Source organism: Pseudomonas sp. Z003-0.4C(8344-21), assembly GCF_900104975.1.
GTDB lineage: Bacteria > Pseudomonadota > Gammaproteobacteria > Pseudomonadales > Pseudomonadaceae > Aquipseudomonas > Aquipseudomonas granadensis.
In genome coordinates this window covers 3,072,947-3,091,963 of the sequence record NZ_LT629756.1, presented here as the reverse complement: position 1 = coordinate 3,091,963, position 19,017 = coordinate 3,072,947, and the positions used below count along the sequence as shown (strand labels likewise).

Sequence of the window (19,017 nt, the reverse complement as noted above, 5' to 3'; positions counted from 1 at the left end):
AAGCTTGGAGCCTGTAGCTGCTTTCATACCGAGACCTCTTCAGCTTCAACCTTGCGCTTGCCAAAGCGTCGGCCGAGGCGGTCGAAGTACAGGTAGATCACCGGTGTGGTGAACAGGGTGAGCACCTGGCTTACCAGCAATCCGCCAACCATCACCAGACCCAGCGGTTGACGCAGCTCGGCGCCGGACCCGGTCGCAAGCATCAACGGAACCGCGCCAAACAATGCCGCCAGCGTGGTCATCAGGATCGGCCGGAAGCGCAGCAGCGCTGCCTGATAGATCGCCTGTTCCGGGGCCATGCCCTGGGTGCGTTCGGCATCGAGGGCGAAGTCGATCATCATGATCGCGTTCTTTTTCACGATACCGATCAGCAGAATGATGCCGATGATCGCGATCATCCCCAGATCGTTGCCGCTGAGCAGCAGCGCGAGCAACGCACCGACCGCCGCCGAAGGCAGCGTCGAAAGGATCGTGATCGGGTGGATATAGCTTTCGTACAGCACGCCGAGCACGATGTACATGGTCACCACCGCGGCCAGAATCAGCAGCAAGGTGCTCGACAGCGACGCCTGGAAGGCTTCGGCCGCACCCTGGAACTGGGTCTGCACGCCAACCGGCATGCCGATCTCCTGCTGCACCTGTTCGATCACGTCGACCGCGTGCCCCAGCGCCACGCCAGGAGCGAGGTTGAAGGACATCATCACCGCCGGGAACTGGCCGATATGGGTAATTGCCAACTGCGCCTGCCGCTCTTCGACATGGGCCAGACTCGACAGCCGCACCTGCGCGTCATCGGTGGTCTTGACGTAGATCTGGTCCAGCGCCTGCGGGCCGATGCGTTCGCCGGCCTGGGCCTGCAGCACCACGCGGTACTGGCTGGCCTGGGTGTAAATGGTCGAGATCTGCCGCTGGCCAAAAGCGTCGTACAACGCATCGGTGATGTTCGACACCGAAACGCCAAGGCGTGAAGCGGCATCGCGGTCGATCACCAGGTAGACCTGCAAGCCCTTGTCCTGCAAGTCACTGGCGACGTCGGTCAGTTCCGGACGCTGAGCCAGTGCCTCGACCAGCCTTCCGCTCCATTGGCTGAGCAGTTCGGCATCCGGCGAGGACATGCTGAACTGGTACTGCGTGCGGCTGACGCGGTCTTCGATGGTCAGGTCCTGCACCGGCTGCATGAACAGGCGGATACCAACAAGCTTGTCCAGCTTGGGTTGCAGACGCGCGATCACTTCACTGGCGCTCAGATCACGTTCGCCGTGGGGCTTGAGGTTGATCAGCAAGCGACCGCTGTTGAGGGTGGCGTTATCGCCGTCAACACCGATATACGACGACAGGCTTTGCACCGCGGGGTCTTCGAGGATGACCCGGGCCAGTTCCTGCTGGCGCTCGCCCATCGCGGCAAAGGAGATTGACTGCGGCGCTTCGGAAATCCCCTGGATCACGCCGGTGTCCTGGACCGGGAAGAAGCCCTTGGGCACGACCATGTACAGGAACACCGTCAGCGCCAGTGTGCCGATGGCCACCAGCAAGGTCAGCGGCTGATGCTTGAGCACCCACTGCAACATGCGCCCGTAGCCGGCGATCATCCAGTCGATGAAGGCACCACTGGCCCGATAGAAACGGCCCTGCTCGTGTTCTTGCGGTTCACGTTTGAGCAAGCGTGCGCACATCATTGGCGTCAGGGTCAGCGACACCACCAGCGAAATCAGGATCGCCACCGCCAGGGTAATGGCGAATTCGCGGAACAGCCGCCCGACCACGTCCGCCATAAACAGCAGCGGGATCAATACGGCGATCAGCGACAGGGTCAGGGAAATCAGGGTGAAGCCGATCTGTCTGGCGCCCTTGAGCGCGGCCTGCATCGGACTGTCGCCTTCCTCGATGAAGCGCGAAATGTTTTCGAGCATGACGATCGCGTCGTCGACCACGAAACCGGTGGCAATGGTCAGCGCCATCAGGGTCAGGTTGTTGACCGAGAACCCGGCCAGATACATCACGCCGAACGTGCCGATCAACGACAGTGGCACGGCCACCGACGGGATGATCGTCGCGCTGAAACGACGCAGGAACAGGAATGTCACCATTACCACCAGAGCAATGGCAATGAGCAGTTCATGCTGCACGTCGGTGACCGAAGCGCGGATGGTCTGGGTACGATCAGTGAGTACCGTCACGTCGAGGCCGGCCGGCAGATTGTCGGTGATGCTTGGCAGCAACGCCTTGATGCGATCGACCACCTCGATCACGTTGGCCCCGGGCTGGCGCTGAATGTTCAGCAACACCGCCTGATTCTGGTTGGCCCACGCCGCCAGACGTTCGTTCTCGGCGCCATCGACGATCTCGGCGACGTCCTTGAGCCGCAGCGGCGCGCCGTTCTTGTAGGCGAGAATCAGGTTGGCGTAGTCCTCGGGCGAGGTCAGCTGGTCGTTGGCATCGAGCATGGAGACCCGCGTCGGGCCGTCGAAGTTGCCTTTCGGCTGGTTGACATTGGAGGCGCTGATCAAGGTGCGCACGTCCGACAGGTTCAGGCTGTTCGCCGCCAACGCTTCCGGGTTGACCTTGATCCGCACCGCCTGACGCTGGCCGCCGGCAATGCTGACCATGCCGACCCCGCTGATCTGGGCGATTTTCTGCGCCATACGCGTATCGACCAGATCGTTGAGTTTGGGCAGCAGCATGGTTTTCGAGGTGATCGCCAGTGTCAGCACCGGCGTATCAGCGGGGTTGACCTTGTTGTATACCGGCGGTGCCGGCAAGTCGGTCGGCAGCAGATTGGTCGCCGCGTTGATCGCCGCCTGCACCTGCTGCTCGGCGACATCCATATTGATGTCGAGGCTGAAACGCAGGGTCAGCACCGAAGCGCCGCCGGAGCTGGTCGAGGCCATTTGCGTCAGACCGGGCATCTGCCCGAACTGGCGCTCGAGCGGCGCCGTCACTGCGCTGGTCATTACATCCGGGCTGGCGCCGGGATACAGGGTCATGACGCGGATGGTCGGGTAATCAACCTGCGGCAGCGCCGACACCGGCAACAGGCGATAAGCGATCAGACCGGCCAGGACAATGGCCAGCATGCTCAGGGTGGTGGCTACCGGTCGGAGGATGAACAGCCGCGAAATGTTCATGCGCCCTTCTTGGCCTTGTCAGTCACGGCGGCGTCCGGCGCGTTGGCGGCGGATTTGCCTTGCAGGTGTTCGGTCGGCGTGGTCGGCACTTCATTGCTGTCGTTGACCACTTCGACTTCACTGCCTTCCTTGAGGCGGTCGGTGCCTTCCAGCACCACGCGGTCGCCGGCAGCCAAGCCTTCGGTGACAACGGTGTTCTCGCCATCACTGGCACCGATCTTCAACTGGCGGATGGTGACTTTCTTGTCGCCGTCCAGCGCATAAACGAAGGTGCCATTAGTGCCGAACTGAATCGCAGCCGACGGTGCCAGCACCACGCCCTTCAGCGTGTCCGCGAGCAAATGGATATTGACGAACTGATTGGGGAACAGCGCCTGATCGCGGTTATCGTAACGGGCCTTGAATTTCAGGGTGCCGGTGGCGACGTCGATCTGGTTGTCGAGGCTTTGCAGTACGCCGGTGGCCTGCAGTTTGCTGTCGCCGCGATCCCACGCCTCAGCCGACAGTTTCGCGCCGCTGCGATAGCGCGCGAGTACGGTGTCGAGGCTGTTTTCCGGCAAGGTGAAAGCCACGCTGATTGGCTGCGTCTGGGTAATGACTGCCAGCGCCGTGGTGTCGTTGGCGGTGACAAGGTTACCGACGTCAACCTGACGCAAGCCGACGCGCCCGGCAATCGGTGCGCGGATCCTGGTGAATTCGAGGTTGAGCTTGGCGTCGTTGACCGCGGCCTGATTGGTCTTGACCGTGCCCAGATACTGGCCGACCAGTGCTTCGGCGGTATCGAGTGTCTGTTTGGCGATGCTGTCTTCTTTATACAGGCCGCGATAACGCTCGACGTCGACCTGCGCGTTTTTCAACTGCGCCTGGTTCTGCAGCAAGGTGCCCTCGGCCTGGAGCAAGGCGTTCTGGTACGGACGCGGATCAATCTCGGCCAGGACATCGCCAGCCTTGACCATTTGCCCTTCTTCGAAATTGATCTTCATCAGCTCGCCGCCGACCCGGCTGCGCACGTTGATGGTATTGAGCGCGGTCACGGTGCCCAGCGCCTTGTAATACAGCGGGAAGTCCCCGGTGACCGCGGGCGCCACGCGCACCGGAATCGGCCCGGTGCCGCCGCCGAAGCCCGGCCGCACCATCCCCGAACGCCCGGCGTGCCCGGCCGCAGCCTTGTCCCCGCCCTCCTTGTGGGCGGAACCGGCGGGCCAGAATTTCCAGCACAGGACGGCGATCACCAACAGGACAAGCAGGCTGATCAGCCAGCGACGGGATTTGCGGGAGGACGATTGCATGGAGTGATTAACCATTGGGCGCGTGGGCTTCTATTACGGGAGGCTGAACGATAAGCACTGACTGGATTTAAGCAAAGCAGCTTTACCGGCAATTTACCTTGCACTTACGTTTCAAGGTGTGAGGCAAAACCCTGATACACAAATGAAAACGGCCTGGACAGGGCCAGGCCGTTAACAATTGTAAAAGCCTTACTTGAGAACGGACAGTGCCGCTTCGTAGTTTGGCTCTTCAGCGATTTCCTTGACCAGTTCGCTGTGCAGAACGTTGTCGTTCTCGTCCAGCACGACAACGGCACGGGCGGTCAGGCCTTTCAGCGGGCCGTCAGCGATGGCCACGCCGTAGTTTTCGATGAACTCGGCACCGCGCACGGTCGACAGGTTCTTCACGTTTTCGAGACCTTCGGCACCGCAGAAACGCGCCTGGGCGAATGGCAGGTCAGCGGAAATGCACAGGACCACGGTGTTTGCGATGTCGTTGCCCTGGGCGTTGAACTTGCGCACGGAGGTTGCGCAGGTCGGGGTGTCGACGCTTGGGAAGATATTGAGGATTTTGCGCTTGCCGGCAAAGTCTTTCAGGGTGACGTCAGACAGATCGCCGGCAACCAGAGAAAAGGCTGGCGCCTTGGAACCGGCTTGTGGCAACTGGCCGTTGACTTGAACCGGATTGCCTTTAAGGGTGACTTGAGCCATGACTGGAGTCCTTCTGATGTTTTTGATTGGAAAGCATGCAAGAGGCGGAAGTTAACCATGAAATGACCCAGCGAGCTAAACCCTTCGTTGAATTGTTGGGGGTGAGCGCGAGAAATTGTATACAAAGCGGCGACCTTATTAATGGGTATTGGGCAATACCTCAAGTCTTGTTGCGCCCCGGCCCCTCACCCCAGCCCTCTCCCCAAGGAGAGGGAGCCGAACCATGTTGAATGCTGAATCTGCGTTTGGCTGGGCTGAAATGTTGAACCGGCTACTTCGATCTGGCCCGCTTCGGCCAATGGATTCGGTGAAAGATCAACAGGTCGCCAGAACGTTTCAGCATCCCCCAATCAGTCCCCTCTCCCTTTGGGAGAGGGCTAGGGTGAGGGGCTTTCGAGCGAACATCCGACCTTCATTCCAGCGATGTAGCTTGAGTCTGCAAACAAAACGCTCTGGTAGACCGACAGGATCATCATCGCCAGATCTTTTTCACAACCCATTGTCGATTCACGTCCCGCCCATTCGACTAAACAGCGAATCCCCCGACAATCCACGGAGTCACCACCATGCGTTTCATGATTCTTGTCAAAGCCAGCGCCGATTCGGAGGCCGGCGTCATGCCCAGCGAAGAGCTGCTGACCGCCATGGGCAATTTCAACGAAGCACTGGCCCAGGCCGGCGTTCTGGTCAGTGCCGATGGCCTGCATCCGAGCAGCAAGGGCGCACGGGTCAGATTTTCCGGGGACAAGCGCAGCGTGATCGACGGCCCGTTCATCGAGACCAAGGAGCTGATCGCCGGCTACTGGGTCTGGGAAGTCAAATCGAAGGAAGAAGCCATCGAGTGGGTCAAGCGCTGCCCCAATCCGATGCCTGGGACCGATGCGGAAATCGAGATCCGCCAGATATTTTCCATGGAAGACTTCGGCGCCGAGTTCACCCCCGAAGCACGAGCGCAGGAACAACGGATCCGTGAACAAATGATGAAACCAAAGAATTAATCCATTCGACTGGCTAACCCCCGATTAGCTGCTAGCGTCAGACAGACGTGTCCTACAGGCTTGATTAAACAAGGGATTACGCCGTAACGGCCAACAAGTGCCGAGTTATCCGTAAGCCGTAGGGAAAATCGGGGTGTGTCCGGCCGCCAATCTCCAGGCCAGCATCAGCTCAAGCTGGAATCTAAAGCTCGCCCCCCAAAAACCGCCCCGAAGGCAATGGCTTCAGCGTCAACCTGACCCTGGCATTTTCTAGACTCGGCCACAAAGGATTGTCCCCATGACCGCGCTCAGCGACCTCAACGCCCTGCAAGCCAGCATCGCCGAAGCGGTGCTCGGTCAGGATCAAGTCATCCGGCAGATTCTGCTCGGCCTCCTGGCCAACGGCCATTTGCTGCTGGAAAGCCTGCCGGGGCTGGCCAAGACCCGCACCGTCAAAGCGCTGGCCAAACACCTCGACGCGAAAATGAGCCGTATCCAGTTCACCCCGGACCTGTTGCCCTCGGACATCACCGGTGCCGAGGTGCTGCATCAGGTCGAGGGCAAAAACGAAATCCGTTTTCAGCCCGGCCCGCTGTTCGGCAACCTGATTCTCGCCGACGAAATCAACCGCGCTCCGGCCAAGGTCCAGGCAGCGTTGCTCGAAGCCATGGAGGAACGCCAGATCACCGTGGCCGGCAACAGCCATGCGCTGCCGGAGTTGTTCATCGTCGTGGCGACGCAAAACCCGATCGAGCAGGAAGGCACCTACCCGCTGCCGGAAGCGCAGATGGACCGTTTTCTGATGAAGGTGCTGCTCGATTATCCAAGCGCCGAAAACGAAAGTCAGGTGCTGCGTCTGTTGCGTAACGAAGAATTCGCCCAAGGCGCAAGTACCGCGCCGGCGAAGGGCTTCAACCTCGCTCAGGAGGTGATTTTCGCGGCGCGCAAGGAAGTCAGCGCCGTGCACGTCTCGCCGGCCATCGACAGCTATCTGATCGACCTGATCAATGCCACACGCTACCCCGCCGATTACGACGAAGATCTGGCACGCTGGATCGCCATCGGCGCCAGCCCGCGCGGTGGTATCGGTCTGGACCGTTGTGCGCGCGCCGATGCATGGTTGCAGGGGCAGGATTTCGTTTCCCCGGACAACGTCCGCGCGGTGGTGCATCCGGTGCTGCGGCATCGCCTGCAACTGAGTTACGACGCAGTCGCCGACGGCGTCAGTGCCGATCAGGTGCTCGATCGCATCCTTGATAAAGTCGCGATTCCGGCATGAACACCGACGGGCTGGTTTACGTGTCTCTGGCGCAATTGATGGCGCTGGAGTTCAAGGCCCGTGATCTGAGCTTTCTTGCCCGCCAGCCACGCGGCAGCATTCTTGCCGGCAACCATGCCTCGCGGCTGCGCGGGCGCGGTTTGAACTTCGATGAGCTGCGCCGCTATCAGCCCGGCGATGACTTGCGTCACCTCGACTGGCGCGCGTCCTTGCGCACCGGCAAACCGGTGGTGCGTACCTTCACCGAGGAACGCGACCGCCCGGCGCTGATCGTCGTCGACCAGCGCATGTCGATGTTTTTCGGCTCGCAGCGCAGCTTCAAATCCGCCCTCGCCGCCGAACTGGCGGCACTGGCAGCGTGGATGGTGTTCAATGCCGGCGATCGGGTCGGCGGGTTGGTGTTCAACGATCAGCGCATCGACTGTGTCGCGCCGTTGCGCAGCCGCAAACGCGTGGAGGCGTTGCTCAGCCGTGTCGCCGAGCACAATCAGGCGCTGAACGCGAGCAACCCCGACGCTGAAGACGAAGCACAGCTGGACACCGCCCTGCAACGCTGCCTGGCACTGGCCGGGCATGATCATCTGATCTGCATTGTCAGCGACTTTGCCGGAGCCGGCCCGCGCACCTTGCAGTTGCTGCGGCAACTGGCGGCGCACAACGATGTGATCGCCTTGCAGGTCTACGATCCGTTGGCGCTGAAGTTGCCAAACAATGGCCGCCTGTTGGTCACTCAGGGTGAGTTGCAGGTCGAGTTGGCGGTCGACAAGCGCAACGTACGCCAGCCGCTGGGGGATTTTCTCAGCGGTCGCCTGCAAGACGTCGCCAGCCTGCTGCGCCGCAGTCAGGTGCCGCTGATGATGTTCAGCAGCGCTGAAACCGCTCACGAGCAGCTACGTGCCGAACTGGGCAAAAGCGCCGGAGCACGGCGGTGAACCCGAACATCCCCAGTATCGACCAGCTCAAGGAGCTGAGCCTGCCGGCACCGGTCAGCTACGCGCCACAAACGTGGGGTTGGTGGGTACTGCTGGCGATTTTGATGCTGGCTGCATTGCTGATCGGGCTGAGGCGTTATGGGCAATGGCGCAGAGACGCTTACCGACGCGAAGGCCTGGCGCGACTGGCGCAGTTGCGCGGGCGCAGTGATGATTTGAATGCCTTGCGCGAACTGCCGGAACTGCTCAAGCGCGTGGCGCTGTCGATGCCCACACAATCGCAAAAATGGAACCCGATCCCTGTGGGAGCTGGCTTGCCAGCGATGAGGCCATCAAATTCAGCATCGGCGTTGACTGACAGCACGCCATCGCTGGCAAGCCAGCTCCCACAGGGTGTGGCGGCGCTTGGGAGGGACGACTGGCAAGCCTTCCTGCAACGCCACAGCAAAAAACCGCTCCCCGCCGATTTCAGCACTCAACTCGCGCAACTCGCCTACGCCCCCGACGACACCCTGCGCGCCCTGCCCGCGCCGCAACGTCAGGCGCTGTTCGACATCTGCCAATACTGGGTGGAGCATCACCATGTGGCAGCTTGATTACCCGTGGCTGTTGCTGCTGATGCCGCTGCCCTGGCTGGCTTACCGCTACCTCCCCGCCTACAACGAAGCGCGCAGTGCCGTGCGCGTGCCGTTCTTTGCTGCGATGAGCCGCGCGGTCGGCGAAGCGCCGGGCGTTGTCGGCAGCCGCCGCAATCACTGGCAACTGCTGCTCAACCTGCTGGTCTGGGCGCTGATCCTGCTCGCCTCCGCGCGTCCGGTATTCATCGAAAAACCGCTGGAAAGGCAGCAGCCGGTGCGCGACCTGATGCTCGCGATCGACCTCTCGCAGTCGATGGAAACCGAAGATTTCACCAATGCGAACGGCGAGAAAATCAATCGCCTCGCAGCGGTCAAAGACGTCGTGCAAGGCTTCATCGACAAGCGCAAGGATGATCGCCTCGGCCTGATCGTGTTCGGCAGCGGCGCCTATCCGCAGGCGCCGCTGACCCTCGATCACGCCAGTCTGTCATTGCTGCTCGCCGACACTGGCATCGGCATGGCCGGCCCCAACACGGCGATTGGCGATGCCATCGGTTTGAGTCTCAAGTTGCTGGATCAGGCCCACGAGCAGGAGAAAGTGCTGATACTGCTCACCGACGGCAATGACACCAGCAGCGCAATCACCCCTGACCACGCGGCACAAATGGCAGCGAGCAAAGGCGTGATCATTCACACCATCGGCATCGGCGACCCGACCGCGTCCGGCGAGGCCAAAGTCAATCTGCCGGCGCTGGAACAGATCGCCCGCAGCACGGGCGGTCAGTTTTTCCGCGCCGAAGACCGCAACGCGCTGAATCAGGTCTACGACACCCTCGATCGCCTCACGCCGCATCAGGTCAAAACCCTCAGCCATCAGCCGCAGCGCGAACTGTTTTATTGGCCGTTGGCGGCCGCGCTGCTGATTCTGGCGCTGTATCACCTCGGCGCCCTGTTGCGGGTTCGGCTGGCCTTCGCTCGCCAGCGCGAGGAGGCTTGAGATGGAGATCAACCTCAGCGATCTGCACTTTCTACGCCCAGCATGGTTGCTGCTAGCGCTGTTCGCGGCGTTTTTACCGCTGCTCTGGCGCCGCGGCCGCGATTTGCAACGACAGCTGCGCGGGCAGATCGCCGAACACCTGCTGTCGCATTTGTTGGTCACGCCTGAAGATCAGCAGCGCCTGCGCCCGGTGCATGGGCTCTGCGCGTTGCTGATGCTTGGCGCGATCGCCGCTGCCGGTCCGACCTGGGAACAGGACCGCCCGGACTTTCTCGACAACCGCGCACCGCTGATCGTCGCGGTGGATCTGTCGCCGTCGATGGACGCCAGCGATGTGCAGCCAACCCGGCTGGAGGCGGTTAAACACAAGCTGCACGATCTGATCCAGCGTCGTGCCAGCGCGCGCACCGCACTGATTGCCTACGCCGGCAGTGCGCATCTGGTGTTGCCGGCGACCAATGATCCGGCGCTGCTCGATACCTTTATCCAAGCGTTGAACACGGGGCTGATCGATAAACCTGGCAAGAACGTTAGCGCCGTGATCGATCAGGCGAAACGCTTGCTCGACGCGGAAAAGACACCCGGCACCCTGCTGCTGCTCACCGACGGCGCCGACACCGCGCAGCTCGGCGACCTCGATCAGCGTTTACGCGGTAGCGCCTTGCAAGTGTTGGTACTCGCGGTCGGCAGTGTTGACGGCGGCGTCATTCAGGGTGCCAACGGCCAACCGCGCAGCGATGACAACGGGCGCCCGGTGCTGGGCAGCTTCGATCAGGCCGCGCTCAAGCAACTGGCGTCTGCGGTTGATGCACCACTGGGCAGTCTGACCCTCAACAACGACGATCTGGACTGGATCGAATTGCACGCGCAACGGCACTTTCAGACCAGCAGCAACGAACAGCGCGAACTGCACTGGAAAGACGCTGGTTACTGGCTGTGCTGGCCGCTGTTGTTGCTGGCGCTGTTAAACGTGCGCCGGGGCTGGAGCGTCAATTGGCTGCCCGCACTGTTGCTGACCGCGGGGCTGGGCTGGCCAGCAGCGCCGGCGCAGGCCAACGCGCTGACCGACGCTTTTTTCACCCGCGATCAACAGGGCCGCTGGGCCTTCGAACACGATCACTTGCCGCAGGCGGCAGCGCTGTTCGTCGACCCGTACTGGAAAGGCGTTGCCGCGTATCACGCGGCAGACTACGACCTTGCACTGGCGACCTTTGCGCGGCTGGACACGCCGCAGGCGTATTTCTATCTGGGCAACATTTACGTGCGCCGTTTCAAGTTCGATCAGGCCATCGCTGCGTATACCCAAGCCTTGAAACTGCAACCGCAGTTCCCCGAAGCCACGGCCAATCTGGCCCTCGCGCAGGCGCTGCTGCAAGACACCGAAAGCGCCGAGCAGAACGCCCCTGAAACCAAACCCGACGAGGTGAAATTCGACAAGGCACCGGGCAAGGGCCAGAGCAAAGCGATCAAGACTGAACAAGCGGCGTCCGATGCGCTGTGGTTGCAGAACCTGACCACCTCGCCGGCGAAGTTTTTGCGGCAGAAGTTCAGGTTGCAGGATCAACAGGAGGCAGCCAGTCGATGATTTTTTTCAGACCTGCTGCCGCCATCGCTGGCAAGCCAGCTCCCACAGGGTATTGCAGAGTAGTCAAATCTCGCCTTAACACAGTGAGCCCCTGTGGGAGCTGGCTTGCCAGCGATGGGGCCCGATCATTGATCACAAAAATCAGCTTGCTAATGAGCTGCGTGTTCACACTTCAGGTCTTCGCCGCCGAACCCCAACTCAAAGTCCAGGCCCATCTGCAACCGGCCGAAGGCGCGATGGTCGGCGGTCTGGTCGAGCTGCAACTCGACGTTCTCACCGACACCTGGTTCACCAGCGCCGCCACCCTGCCCGATCTCAAGCTCGACGGTGCCTTGGTCACGCCGCCGGACGGTCAGGCGCAGCACCTCAATCAGACCTTCGACGGCGTGGCTTTTAGCGGCCTGCGCTACCGCTACCTGATCACGCCGAACGTCGCGCAAACCTTCGCTATTCCGGCCCTGACCGTGCGCGCCACGCCCGGCCAGGCCAGTGCTGAACTCAGCGCCCAAATCCAGCCGCTACAGTTCGGCGCTACCCGGCCGCCAGGTTTTGCCGCCAGTGAAACGCCGCTGGTAGCGACCGCGCTGCGCTTTACGCAAGAAGTCGTCAAGTCGGCCACGCCGCTGAAAGTCGGCGACAGCATCAGCCGGCAGTTGACCCTGCAAGCGGACGGCGCGTTGGCGATGGCCCTGCCAATACCGTCACTCGGCGATGTCGGTGGCCTGAGTCGCTACGTGCAAACCCCACAAGTCAGCGCCATGGACGACGGTCGCGGCAATGTCCTCGGTGGTCAACGCATCGACAGCGTCAGCTATCGCGTCGATCAGGCAGGTTCATACACGCTGCCGGCGCTCGAGATGAAATGGTGGGACGCTACGGCGAAACAACTGCGCAGTGCACAAGTACCGGCGGTCACCTTCGAGGCCGTGGCGAACAGCGCTTATCAGCCGGTGTTTTCGATCACTGAAGACCTCCAGCAATTGGGTCGCGATCAACTGCGTTTTTCCACCCGCTGGTTGCTCTGGCTGAGCGTATTGGTCGCGTTGATCAGCGCCGTTTATCTGCTGCGCCCTGCGTTCACTCGCGCCCGGCAGCGCTGGCTGGCACGCAGGCACGCCAGGCAGATGGCGTGGCTGCAATCCCCCGCGTTCGCCTGGCAACAAATCGATGGCCAGTTGCAAGCCCGCCCGGCGCAATTGAGCGCCCTGTATCTGTGGCTGCGGCGCAGTCGACTGGGGCTGAAACTGGTCGAGGCCGGGCCGCGCCTTCAGGGACTGTTACGCGGGCTTTACGGACGTCAACCGACCACTGAGCAAACACTTGTTCAACTGCGCCAATCCTTGACTACGCTTCAAAGTCAGGCCGAACAGCAGCAGGTAAAACCGGCCTCGGCGCTGCGTCCGCTCAACCCTGTTCACGAGAAGGATTTCCCATGACGAACCCGATGCTGTACCGCCAACGTTTCGGACTCGCCTTGCTGTTTGCACTGGCCCTGCCGTTGCTCGCCCAGGCCAGCGAGCCGCTACCGTCGTGGCAGGAAGGCCCGGCGAAAAAAAGCATCATCGAATTTGTCCAGGCTGTGACCGACCAGAGCAGCAAGGACTTCGTCAAACCGGCCGACCGGATCGCCGTATTCGACAACGACGGCACGTTGTGGAGTGAGCAGCCCGCCTACTTCGAACTGCTCTTCGCCTTTGACGAGATCAAGCGCACCGCGGCGCAGCATCCGGAATGGAAAACCACGCAACCCTTCAAAGCGGTACTGGAAAGCGATCACAAAGCCCTGGCCGCGACCGGTATGGAGGGCGTGCTGAAAATCGTCGGTGCCACCCACACCGGCATGACCACCGAAGCTTTCGATGACTACGCGAAAACCTGGCTGAGCCAGGCGCGCCATCCAAAGACCGGCAAGCCGTACACCGAAATGATCTTCCAGCCGATGCTGGAAATGCTCGACTACCTGCGCAGCCAGGACTTCAAGACCTACATCGTTTCCGGTGGCGATACCGGCTTCATGCGTGCGTTTGCCGAGAAGGTCTACGGCATTCCCCCCGAGCAAGTGATCGGCACCACGTTCATCACTTCCTTCCAATACGAGGACGGCAAGGCCTCAATCCTGCGCACGCCGAAACTGGCGCACAACGACGACGGCCCCGGCAAACCGGAAAGCATCGACGCGGTCATCGGCAAGCGCCCGATCCTCGCCTTTGGCAATTCCGACGGCGACCTGCAGATGCTGCAGTGGACGGCCGCCGGGCCAGGCAAACGATTCATGGGGCTGGTGCATCACACCGACGCCAAACGCGAGTGGGCCTATGACCGCCAATCGAGTATTGGCCGGCTCGACCTGGCCCTCGACGAAGCAGAATCCCGCGGCTGGACCGTGGTCGACATGGCTGCCGAATGGCGGCGTATCTACCCGTTCGAACCGCTGGCCACCGAGCAGGTGCAATAAAAGAAAGCGTGCTGCAGGACTGCAATAAACGTTTGTCGCAAAAACAACCACCCCCGCGAAAGGAGCAAGTCATATGACTCGCATACGCAAGTGGCTACCGAAGCTCGCCCTCGTGGCGACGTCGGTGATGGCGTTGTCGGCAACCGCCACAGCGGCTGAAAAACCCAACATTCTGGTGATCTTCGGCGATGACGTTGGCCAGACCAACATCAGCGCCTATTCCATGGGCGTGGTCGGCTACAAGACGCCCAACATCGACCGTATCGCCAAAGAAGGCATGATCTTCACCGATTATTATGCGGAAAACAGCTGCACGGCCGGGCGATCCTCGTTCATCACCGGGCAGACGCCGTTGCGTACGGGGCTGTCGAAAGTCGGCATTCCGGGCGCACCCGTAGGCTTGCAAAAACGTGACATCACCATTGCCCAGGCGCTCAAGGCGCAGGGTTATGCGACCGGTCAGTTCGGCAAGAACCACCTCGGCGACAAGGATGAGTACCTGCCGACCAACCACGGCTTCGATGAATTCTTCGGCAACCTGTATCACCTCAACGCCGAGGAAGAACCGGAGCGCCCGTATTGGCCCAAGGATGATGCCGAGTTCGTCAAAACGACCTCCCCGCGTGGCGTCATCCACAGCTTCGCCGACGGCAAGATCGAAGACACCGGCGCGTTGAACAAAAAACGCATGGAAACCATCGACGACGAAACCACGGCCGCTGCACAGGCCTTCATCGAGAAACAGGCCAAGGCTGACAAACCCTTCTTCGTCTGGATGAACACCACGCGCATGCACGCCTTTACCCATGTACGCGATTCGATGAAGGGCCAGAGCGGCATGCCCGGCAATGACTACGCCGACGGTATGCTCGAACATGATGGTGACGTGGGCAAACTGTTGAAAACGCTCGATGATCTGAAAATCACCGACAACACCATTGTGGTCTACACCACCGACAACGGTCCTAACCAATGGTCGTGGCCAGACGCTGCCACCACACCGTTCCGCAACGAGAAAAACTCCAACTGGGAAGGTGCGTACCGGGTGCCGGCGATGGTGCGCTGGCCGGGCAAAATCAAACCGGGCGAAGTGTCCAACGAGCTGTTCTCGGGTCTGGACTGGTTCCCGACCTTGCTCGCGGCGGCCGGTGAAACCGATGTGACCAACAAATTGCTCAAAGGCTGGGCGCCGACGTCTGGAGGCAGCACCTTCAAAGTCCATCTGGATGGCTACAATCAGTTGCCCTACCTGACTGGCCAGAGTCCGAAGAGCGAGCGCAAAGAGTTCTACTACTTCAATGACGACGGCGTGCTGGTGTCGATGCGCTTTGGCAACTGGAAAGCGGTGTTCTGCGAGCAGCGCGCGCCGGGCGGATTCAAGGTCTGGAGCGAACCGTTCGTATGCCTGCGCGTACCGAAGATTTTCAACCTGCGCATGGACCCGTATGAACGTGCCGACATCGTCTCCGACCAGTATTACGACTGGACGACGAAGAACGTTTATCTGACTGAAATGGCCGTTGGCAAGTCTGCCGCATTCCTGCAGACCTTCATCGACTATCCACCCAGCCAGAAACCGGCGAGCTTCAGTATCGACCAGATCCGTGCGGCAGTAGACGCTAAAATCGCTGAAAAAATGAAAGCTGCTCAGTAACACCGTTGCACCGCCGCTCGCCCTCGTCGGCGGGCGGCCCTTTTGACTTGAGACCGTGTCGCCTCCATCGCGGGCAAGCCCGCTCCCACAGGTATCTCTGTGGTTCACACAACCGGTAATCACCGGAGTTCCTTGTGGGAGCGGGCTTGCCCGCGATGAGGCCGGCACTGTCATGATGATTTTCGAATCGAAACAAGGCCCCCGCAATGTCCACACGTATCGCCAGCAAGCCGTCGGCCATACCCGCCTCGCCCAGCGCCGCTGTGACCCTGCTCGTCCCCGCCATCCTGCTGTGCATTTCCGGTGCTGCCGCGCTGGTTTATCAGGTGCTGTGGATCAAGCAGTTGTCGCTGGTGGTCGGGGTCGAGGTGTATGCGATCACCACGGGCATCAGCGCCTTTTTTGCTGGGCTGGCCATCGGCGGCTGGGTGTTCGGGCGGTGGGCCGACCGCGTGGCGCAACCGTTGTTGCTGTATGCCGGGCTGGAAGTACTGGTGGCGATCCTCGGGGTCGGCGCCACGGTGGGCATGAGCCTTGCGGCCAGCGCGTTTGCCTGGCTGCAAAGCCATGTCGGCGTGTTCGCCTGGCTGTTGCCGTTCACCCTGGTCGGCATTCCCGCCGTGTTGATGGGCGGCACCTTGCCGGTGCTGGTGCGCGCGCTGGCCAACGATCCGGGCAAGGCTGGCGGGCAGTTGTATGCGGCGAACACTTTGGGGGCGATCATCGGCACTTTGCTCGCCGCGTTTATGCTGATCGCCAGTCTCGGCGTTCGCGGCAGTGCGTTGTTTGCGGCGATGCTCAACCTGCTCGCGGCGGCCGGCGTATTGTGGTTCGCCCGCCAGCATCCAGCCGCTGTGACAACCCCCATCAAACATCACGCTGAGAAAGCGCCGGACCGCACCGCGCTGTGGCTGTACTCCGTCGCCGGTGGCGTGGCGCTCGGTTATGAAGTGGTGTGGTCACAATCGATCGTGCAGTTCATGAGCACACGCACCTATGCCTTCGCCGTGGTGCTGGCGACCTATCTGGCCGGTTTGTTCATCGGCAGCGCCCTGCTCGCCCGCCGCGTCGAGCGCATCCGTGATCCGTGGGGCGTGTTCGGTCTGTTGATTGCCGGCGCCGGGCTGGTCGCGTTGCTGGAAATCGCCCTGCTCGGGCGCTGGCTGGTGCTGGCACAGAGTCAGGCAGAAACCTGGTTGTTGAACATGGGAGCCAGCGAACTGGCCGGAATGAGTGCGCGCTTTGCCGTGGCGGCGCTGAGTATCGTGTTTGTGCCGACCCTGTTGCTGGGCGCGGCGTTTCCGTTGGCGTTGCGTTTGAGCGTCGGCCAGCAGCGCGTCGGCCGGGACGTCGGCGCGGTGGTGGCGTTCAATACGCTGGGCGGGATTGTCGGCGTGATGCTCTGCGGTTTTCTGCTGATCCCTTGGCTGGGTCTGGTGCGCACCTTGGGCCTGCTGGCGATGACCGCCGCAGGCATCGGTTACTTCGCCGTGCGCAAAGGGCATCACGTCAAGAAAGGCCGGCGTCAGGCCGTGGTGGCATTGGGACTGGTCACCGTGGCCGTGGCGCTGTTGACCCCGGCCGAAAAACTCGCCAGCCTGCTGCCCGGTGCACGCAATGGCACCCTCGCGTTCTACGAAGAAGGCCGTGGCGGCACCGTTGCGGTCGTCGCTCAAGGTCGCGGCGCGAACACGTTCCACCGTTTGTACATTCAAGGCGTATCCAACACCGGCGATGCCATGCCGTCGCTGCGCTACATGCGCATTCAGGCACTGCTGCCGCTGCTGATCCACAACGGCGAACCGCGCTCGGCCCTGGTGATCGGTTTCGGCACCGGCATTACCGCCGGCGCCCTGCTGCGCTACCCGGGCCTGCAGCACCGGGTGGTTGCCGAGCTGTTACCTGCCGTGGTCGAAGCCGCGCCACTGTTCAAAGGCAACTTCAACGCCGCCAGCGACCCCGGCGTGGACGTGCGCCTGCGCGACGGCCGCCAGGAACTGCTGCGCAGCGCGCAGACCTACGACCTGATCACCCTCGAACCGCCACCGCCGTCAGCCGCCGGTGTGGTCAACCTGTATTCGCGCGACTTCTACCAACTGGCCGCCAGCCGCCTGCAACACCAGGGCATCGTCGCGCAATGGCTGCCACTGCCGACGCAGAACATCGACGACTCACGCTCATTGGTACGCAGCTTCCTCGATGTGTTCCCCTACGCCTCATTGTGGACCAGCGAATTCCACGAAATGCTACTGGTTGGGTCGCTGCAACCCATGACCCTCGACACGGCGAAAATCAGCGCACGTATCCAGCAGGACAGCGTGCGCAGCACCTTGCAGGATGTCGGCATCGGCTCCGCCGCCGCCCTGCTCGCCACCTGGGTCACCGACCGCGCCGGCCTCGAACGCTTCGCCGCCGACGCCCCCGCCGTGACCGACGATCAACCCCGCATCGAATACGCACCGTGGGTGCGCAGCCAGGAAATCACCCGCGTGCTGCCGGCCTTGCTTGACCTGTACCAACCGCCGCCACTGGTGAACGCCGATGGCGGATTCACCGAACGCCTGCAAGCGCACCGCCAGCGCCTGATGCAATTTTATCGGGCGAGCCTGCATGCCTATGACGGTGATCGCGACGCCTGGGCGCGGGATATTCGCGCAGTCATGCAGGGGGATGGCGGGAACCCGTATTTTCGCTGGTTTGTCGGGCAGTGATGTGGCGCCTGTTGGGGCGCTATCGCCAGCAGGCTGGCTCCCACAGGTTTCGCGGTGGAGGCAAGGCTTGGGACAACATACGAATTCACAGTGGGAGCCAGCCTGCTGGCGATGGCGGTGGTTCAGGCAAATGTTTGACTCAGTCTGAAAATGAAAAGCCCCTCACCCTAACCCTCTCCCGGAGGGAGAGGGGACTGACCGCGGTGATTGGCAGACATACGCCAACATGCAATACCGAGTTGTACACACAATTTGAAAAGCCCAAAGATCGGCTCCCTCTCCAGAGGGAGAGGGCTGGGGTGAGGGGCAGCCACACCACCAATCCAAAGCCAACCACCCGCTTCTAACCACTCAACAATGAGCGTTAGCTCGAGTGCTCTTGATCTCGCCTAACCAGCGACATCGGAAGGCTGAGCGTAGGGATTGATCCGGGCGTGGGAGCGTAGCGACCGTCTGGCGCAGCCAGACACAGCGGAAGGAGGTGCAGCGAAGCAAACCGTAGCCGCTGCGCCCGGATCGATCCCGGAGCGAAGGGACCCGAGCCTGCGAGGGCCGAACGCAGGAGCTAGCGTTTTTTGCTTACTTTTTTAGGCGCTTGTAAAAAAGTAAGTCGCCGTCAGGCGAAACCGCCAGCCGCAGCACCCGAAGCAAAGGATATGTACCCAAACCAAAAAAACTCAGCGCCTGAAAAAAAGCCATCGCCAGCAGGCTGGCTCCCACAGTTTCAACCGCGTACGCCATTGAA

Annotated in this window: 14 protein-coding genes; 10 read left to right on the top strand and 4 right to left on the bottom strand. The window is 61.5% G+C overall.

What is annotated here, in order from left to right:
* Positions 1-23 precede the first annotated feature (23 nt).
* From BLU24_RS14215 to tpx, 3 genes are all read right to left on the bottom strand, one after another.
* Positions 24-3,125, bottom strand: coding sequence for an MdtB/MuxB family multidrug efflux RND transporter permease subunit (locus BLU24_RS14215; RefSeq protein WP_090283761.1), 3,102 nt, complete (start codon positions 3,123-3,125; stop codon positions 24-26).
* Positions 3,122-4,429 carry an MdtA/MuxA family multidrug efflux RND transporter periplasmic adaptor subunit gene (locus tag BLU24_RS14210; RefSeq protein WP_093101292.1) on the bottom strand — a complete coding sequence of 436 codons (1,308 nt, stop codon included), beginning with the start codon at positions 4,427-4,429 and terminating at the stop codon, positions 3,122-3,124. The genes BLU24_RS14215 and BLU24_RS14210 overlap by 4 nt, the downstream gene beginning before the upstream one ends.
* 174 nt (positions 4,430-4,603) lie before the next feature.
* Positions 4,604-5,104 (bottom strand): thiol peroxidase, encoded by a 501-nt coding sequence (gene tpx / locus BLU24_RS14205; RefSeq protein ID WP_093101290.1) that lies wholly within the window; start codon positions 5,102-5,104, stop codon positions 4,604-4,606.
* A 566-nt stretch (positions 5,105-5,670) separates the two neighbouring features.
* Between tpx and BLU24_RS14200 the strand changes: the two genes are divergently transcribed.
* The 10 genes from BLU24_RS14200 to BLU24_RS14155 all read left to right on the top strand — a co-directional run bounded on the left by BLU24_RS14200 (position 5,671) and on the right by BLU24_RS14155 (position 18,272).
* The gene (locus tag BLU24_RS14200; protein ID WP_093101288.1) at positions 5,671-6,102 is read left to right on the top strand and encodes a YciI family protein; all 432 of its coding nucleotides are present in this window, start codon (positions 5,671-5,673) and stop codon (positions 6,100-6,102) included.
* 277 nt (positions 6,103-6,379) lie between these two features.
* On the top strand, positions 6,380-7,360 hold the full coding sequence (locus BLU24_RS14195) for an AAA family ATPase (protein ID WP_090283776.1): 981 nt from the start codon (positions 6,380-6,382) through the stop codon (positions 7,358-7,360).
* Positions 7,357-8,292, top strand: a complete 936-nt coding sequence (locus tag BLU24_RS14190; RefSeq protein WP_093101286.1) for a DUF58 domain-containing protein — start codon at positions 7,357-7,359, stop codon at positions 8,290-8,292. Before BLU24_RS14195 ends, BLU24_RS14190 begins: the two co-directional genes overlap by 4 nt.
* On the top strand, positions 8,289-8,888 hold the full coding sequence (locus BLU24_RS14185) for a DUF4381 domain-containing protein (protein ID WP_093101284.1): 600 nt from the start codon (positions 8,289-8,291) through the stop codon (positions 8,886-8,888). The genes BLU24_RS14190 and BLU24_RS14185 overlap by 4 nt, the downstream gene beginning before the upstream one ends.
* Positions 8,875-9,867: a vWA domain-containing protein gene (locus tag BLU24_RS14180; protein WP_093101282.1), complete on the top strand. Its 993-nt coding sequence runs from the start codon at positions 8,875-8,877 to the stop codon at positions 9,865-9,867. The genes BLU24_RS14185 and BLU24_RS14180 overlap by 14 nt, the downstream gene beginning before the upstream one ends.
* Before the next feature lies 1 nt (position 9,868).
* Positions 9,869-11,452: a VWA domain-containing protein gene (locus BLU24_RS14175; protein ID WP_093101280.1), complete on the top strand. Its 1,584-nt coding sequence runs from the start codon at positions 9,869-9,871 to the stop codon at positions 11,450-11,452.
* Complete coding sequence (locus BLU24_RS14170) at positions 11,449-12,888, top strand: BatD family protein (RefSeq protein ID WP_093101278.1); 1,440 nt, start codon at positions 11,449-11,451, stop codon at positions 12,886-12,888. Before BLU24_RS14175 ends, BLU24_RS14170 begins: the two co-directional genes overlap by 4 nt.
* Entirely contained in the window at positions 12,885-13,907 is a 1,023-nt protein-coding gene (locus BLU24_RS14165; protein ID WP_093101276.1) for an HAD family hydrolase, read from the top strand. The genes BLU24_RS14170 and BLU24_RS14165 overlap by 4 nt, the downstream gene beginning before the upstream one ends.
* Before the next feature lie 73 nt (positions 13,908-13,980).
* Entirely contained in the window at positions 13,981-15,561 is a 1,581-nt protein-coding gene (locus BLU24_RS14160; RefSeq protein ID WP_093101274.1) for an arylsulfatase, read from the top strand.
* Positions 15,562-15,767: 206 nt separating this feature from the next.
* Positions 15,768-18,272 carry a fused MFS/spermidine synthase gene (locus BLU24_RS14155; RefSeq protein ID WP_093101272.1) on the top strand — a complete coding sequence of 835 codons (2,505 nt, stop codon included), beginning with the start codon at positions 15,768-15,770 and terminating at the stop codon, positions 18,270-18,272.
* 579 nt (positions 18,273-18,851) lie between these two features.
* Here the strand turns inward: BLU24_RS14155 and BLU24_RS27630 are convergent.
* Positions 18,852-19,013, bottom strand: a complete 162-nt coding sequence (locus BLU24_RS27630; protein ID WP_157720848.1) for a hypothetical protein — start codon at positions 19,011-19,013, stop codon at positions 18,852-18,854.
* Between the last annotated feature and the right edge of the window lie 4 nt (positions 19,014-19,017).

Excerpts from the sequence above, each read along its gene's own strand:
- BLU24_RS14215 (WP_090283761.1), bottom strand. The coding sequence starts at position 3,125 with ATGAACATTTCGCGGCTGTTCATCCTCCGACCGGTAGCCACCACCCTG.
- BLU24_RS14210 (WP_093101292.1), bottom strand. The coding sequence starts at position 4,429 with ATGGTTAATCACTCCATGCAATCGTCCTCCCGCAAATCCCGTCGCTGG.
- tpx (WP_093101290.1), bottom strand. The coding sequence starts at position 5,104 with ATGGCTCAAGTCACCCTTAAAGGCAATCCGGTTCAAGTCAACGGCCAG.
- BLU24_RS14200 (WP_093101288.1), top strand. The coding sequence starts at position 5,671 with ATGCGTTTCATGATTCTTGTCAAAGCCAGCGCCGATTCGGAGGCCGGC.
- BLU24_RS14195 (WP_090283776.1), top strand. The coding sequence starts at position 6,380 with ATGACCGCGCTCAGCGACCTCAACGCCCTGCAAGCCAGCATCGCCGAA.
- BLU24_RS14190 (WP_093101286.1), top strand. The coding sequence starts at position 7,357 with ATGAACACCGACGGGCTGGTTTACGTGTCTCTGGCGCAATTGATGGCG.
- BLU24_RS14180 (WP_093101282.1), top strand. The coding sequence starts at position 8,875 with ATGTGGCAGCTTGATTACCCGTGGCTGTTGCTGCTGATGCCGCTGCCC.
- BLU24_RS14175 (WP_093101280.1), top strand. The coding sequence starts at position 9,869 with ATGGAGATCAACCTCAGCGATCTGCACTTTCTACGCCCAGCATGGTTG.
- BLU24_RS14170 (WP_093101278.1), top strand. The coding sequence starts at position 11,449 with ATGATTTTTTTCAGACCTGCTGCCGCCATCGCTGGCAAGCCAGCTCCC.
- BLU24_RS14165 (WP_093101276.1), top strand. The coding sequence starts at position 12,885 with ATGACGAACCCGATGCTGTACCGCCAACGTTTCGGACTCGCCTTGCTG.
- BLU24_RS14160 (WP_093101274.1), top strand. The coding sequence starts at position 13,981 with ATGACTCGCATACGCAAGTGGCTACCGAAGCTCGCCCTCGTGGCGACG.
- BLU24_RS14155 (WP_093101272.1), top strand. The coding sequence starts at position 15,768 with ATGTCCACACGTATCGCCAGCAAGCCGTCGGCCATACCCGCCTCGCCC.
- BLU24_RS27630 (WP_157720848.1), bottom strand. The coding sequence starts at position 19,013 with ATGGCGTACGCGGTTGAAACTGTGGGAGCCAGCCTGCTGGCGATGGCT.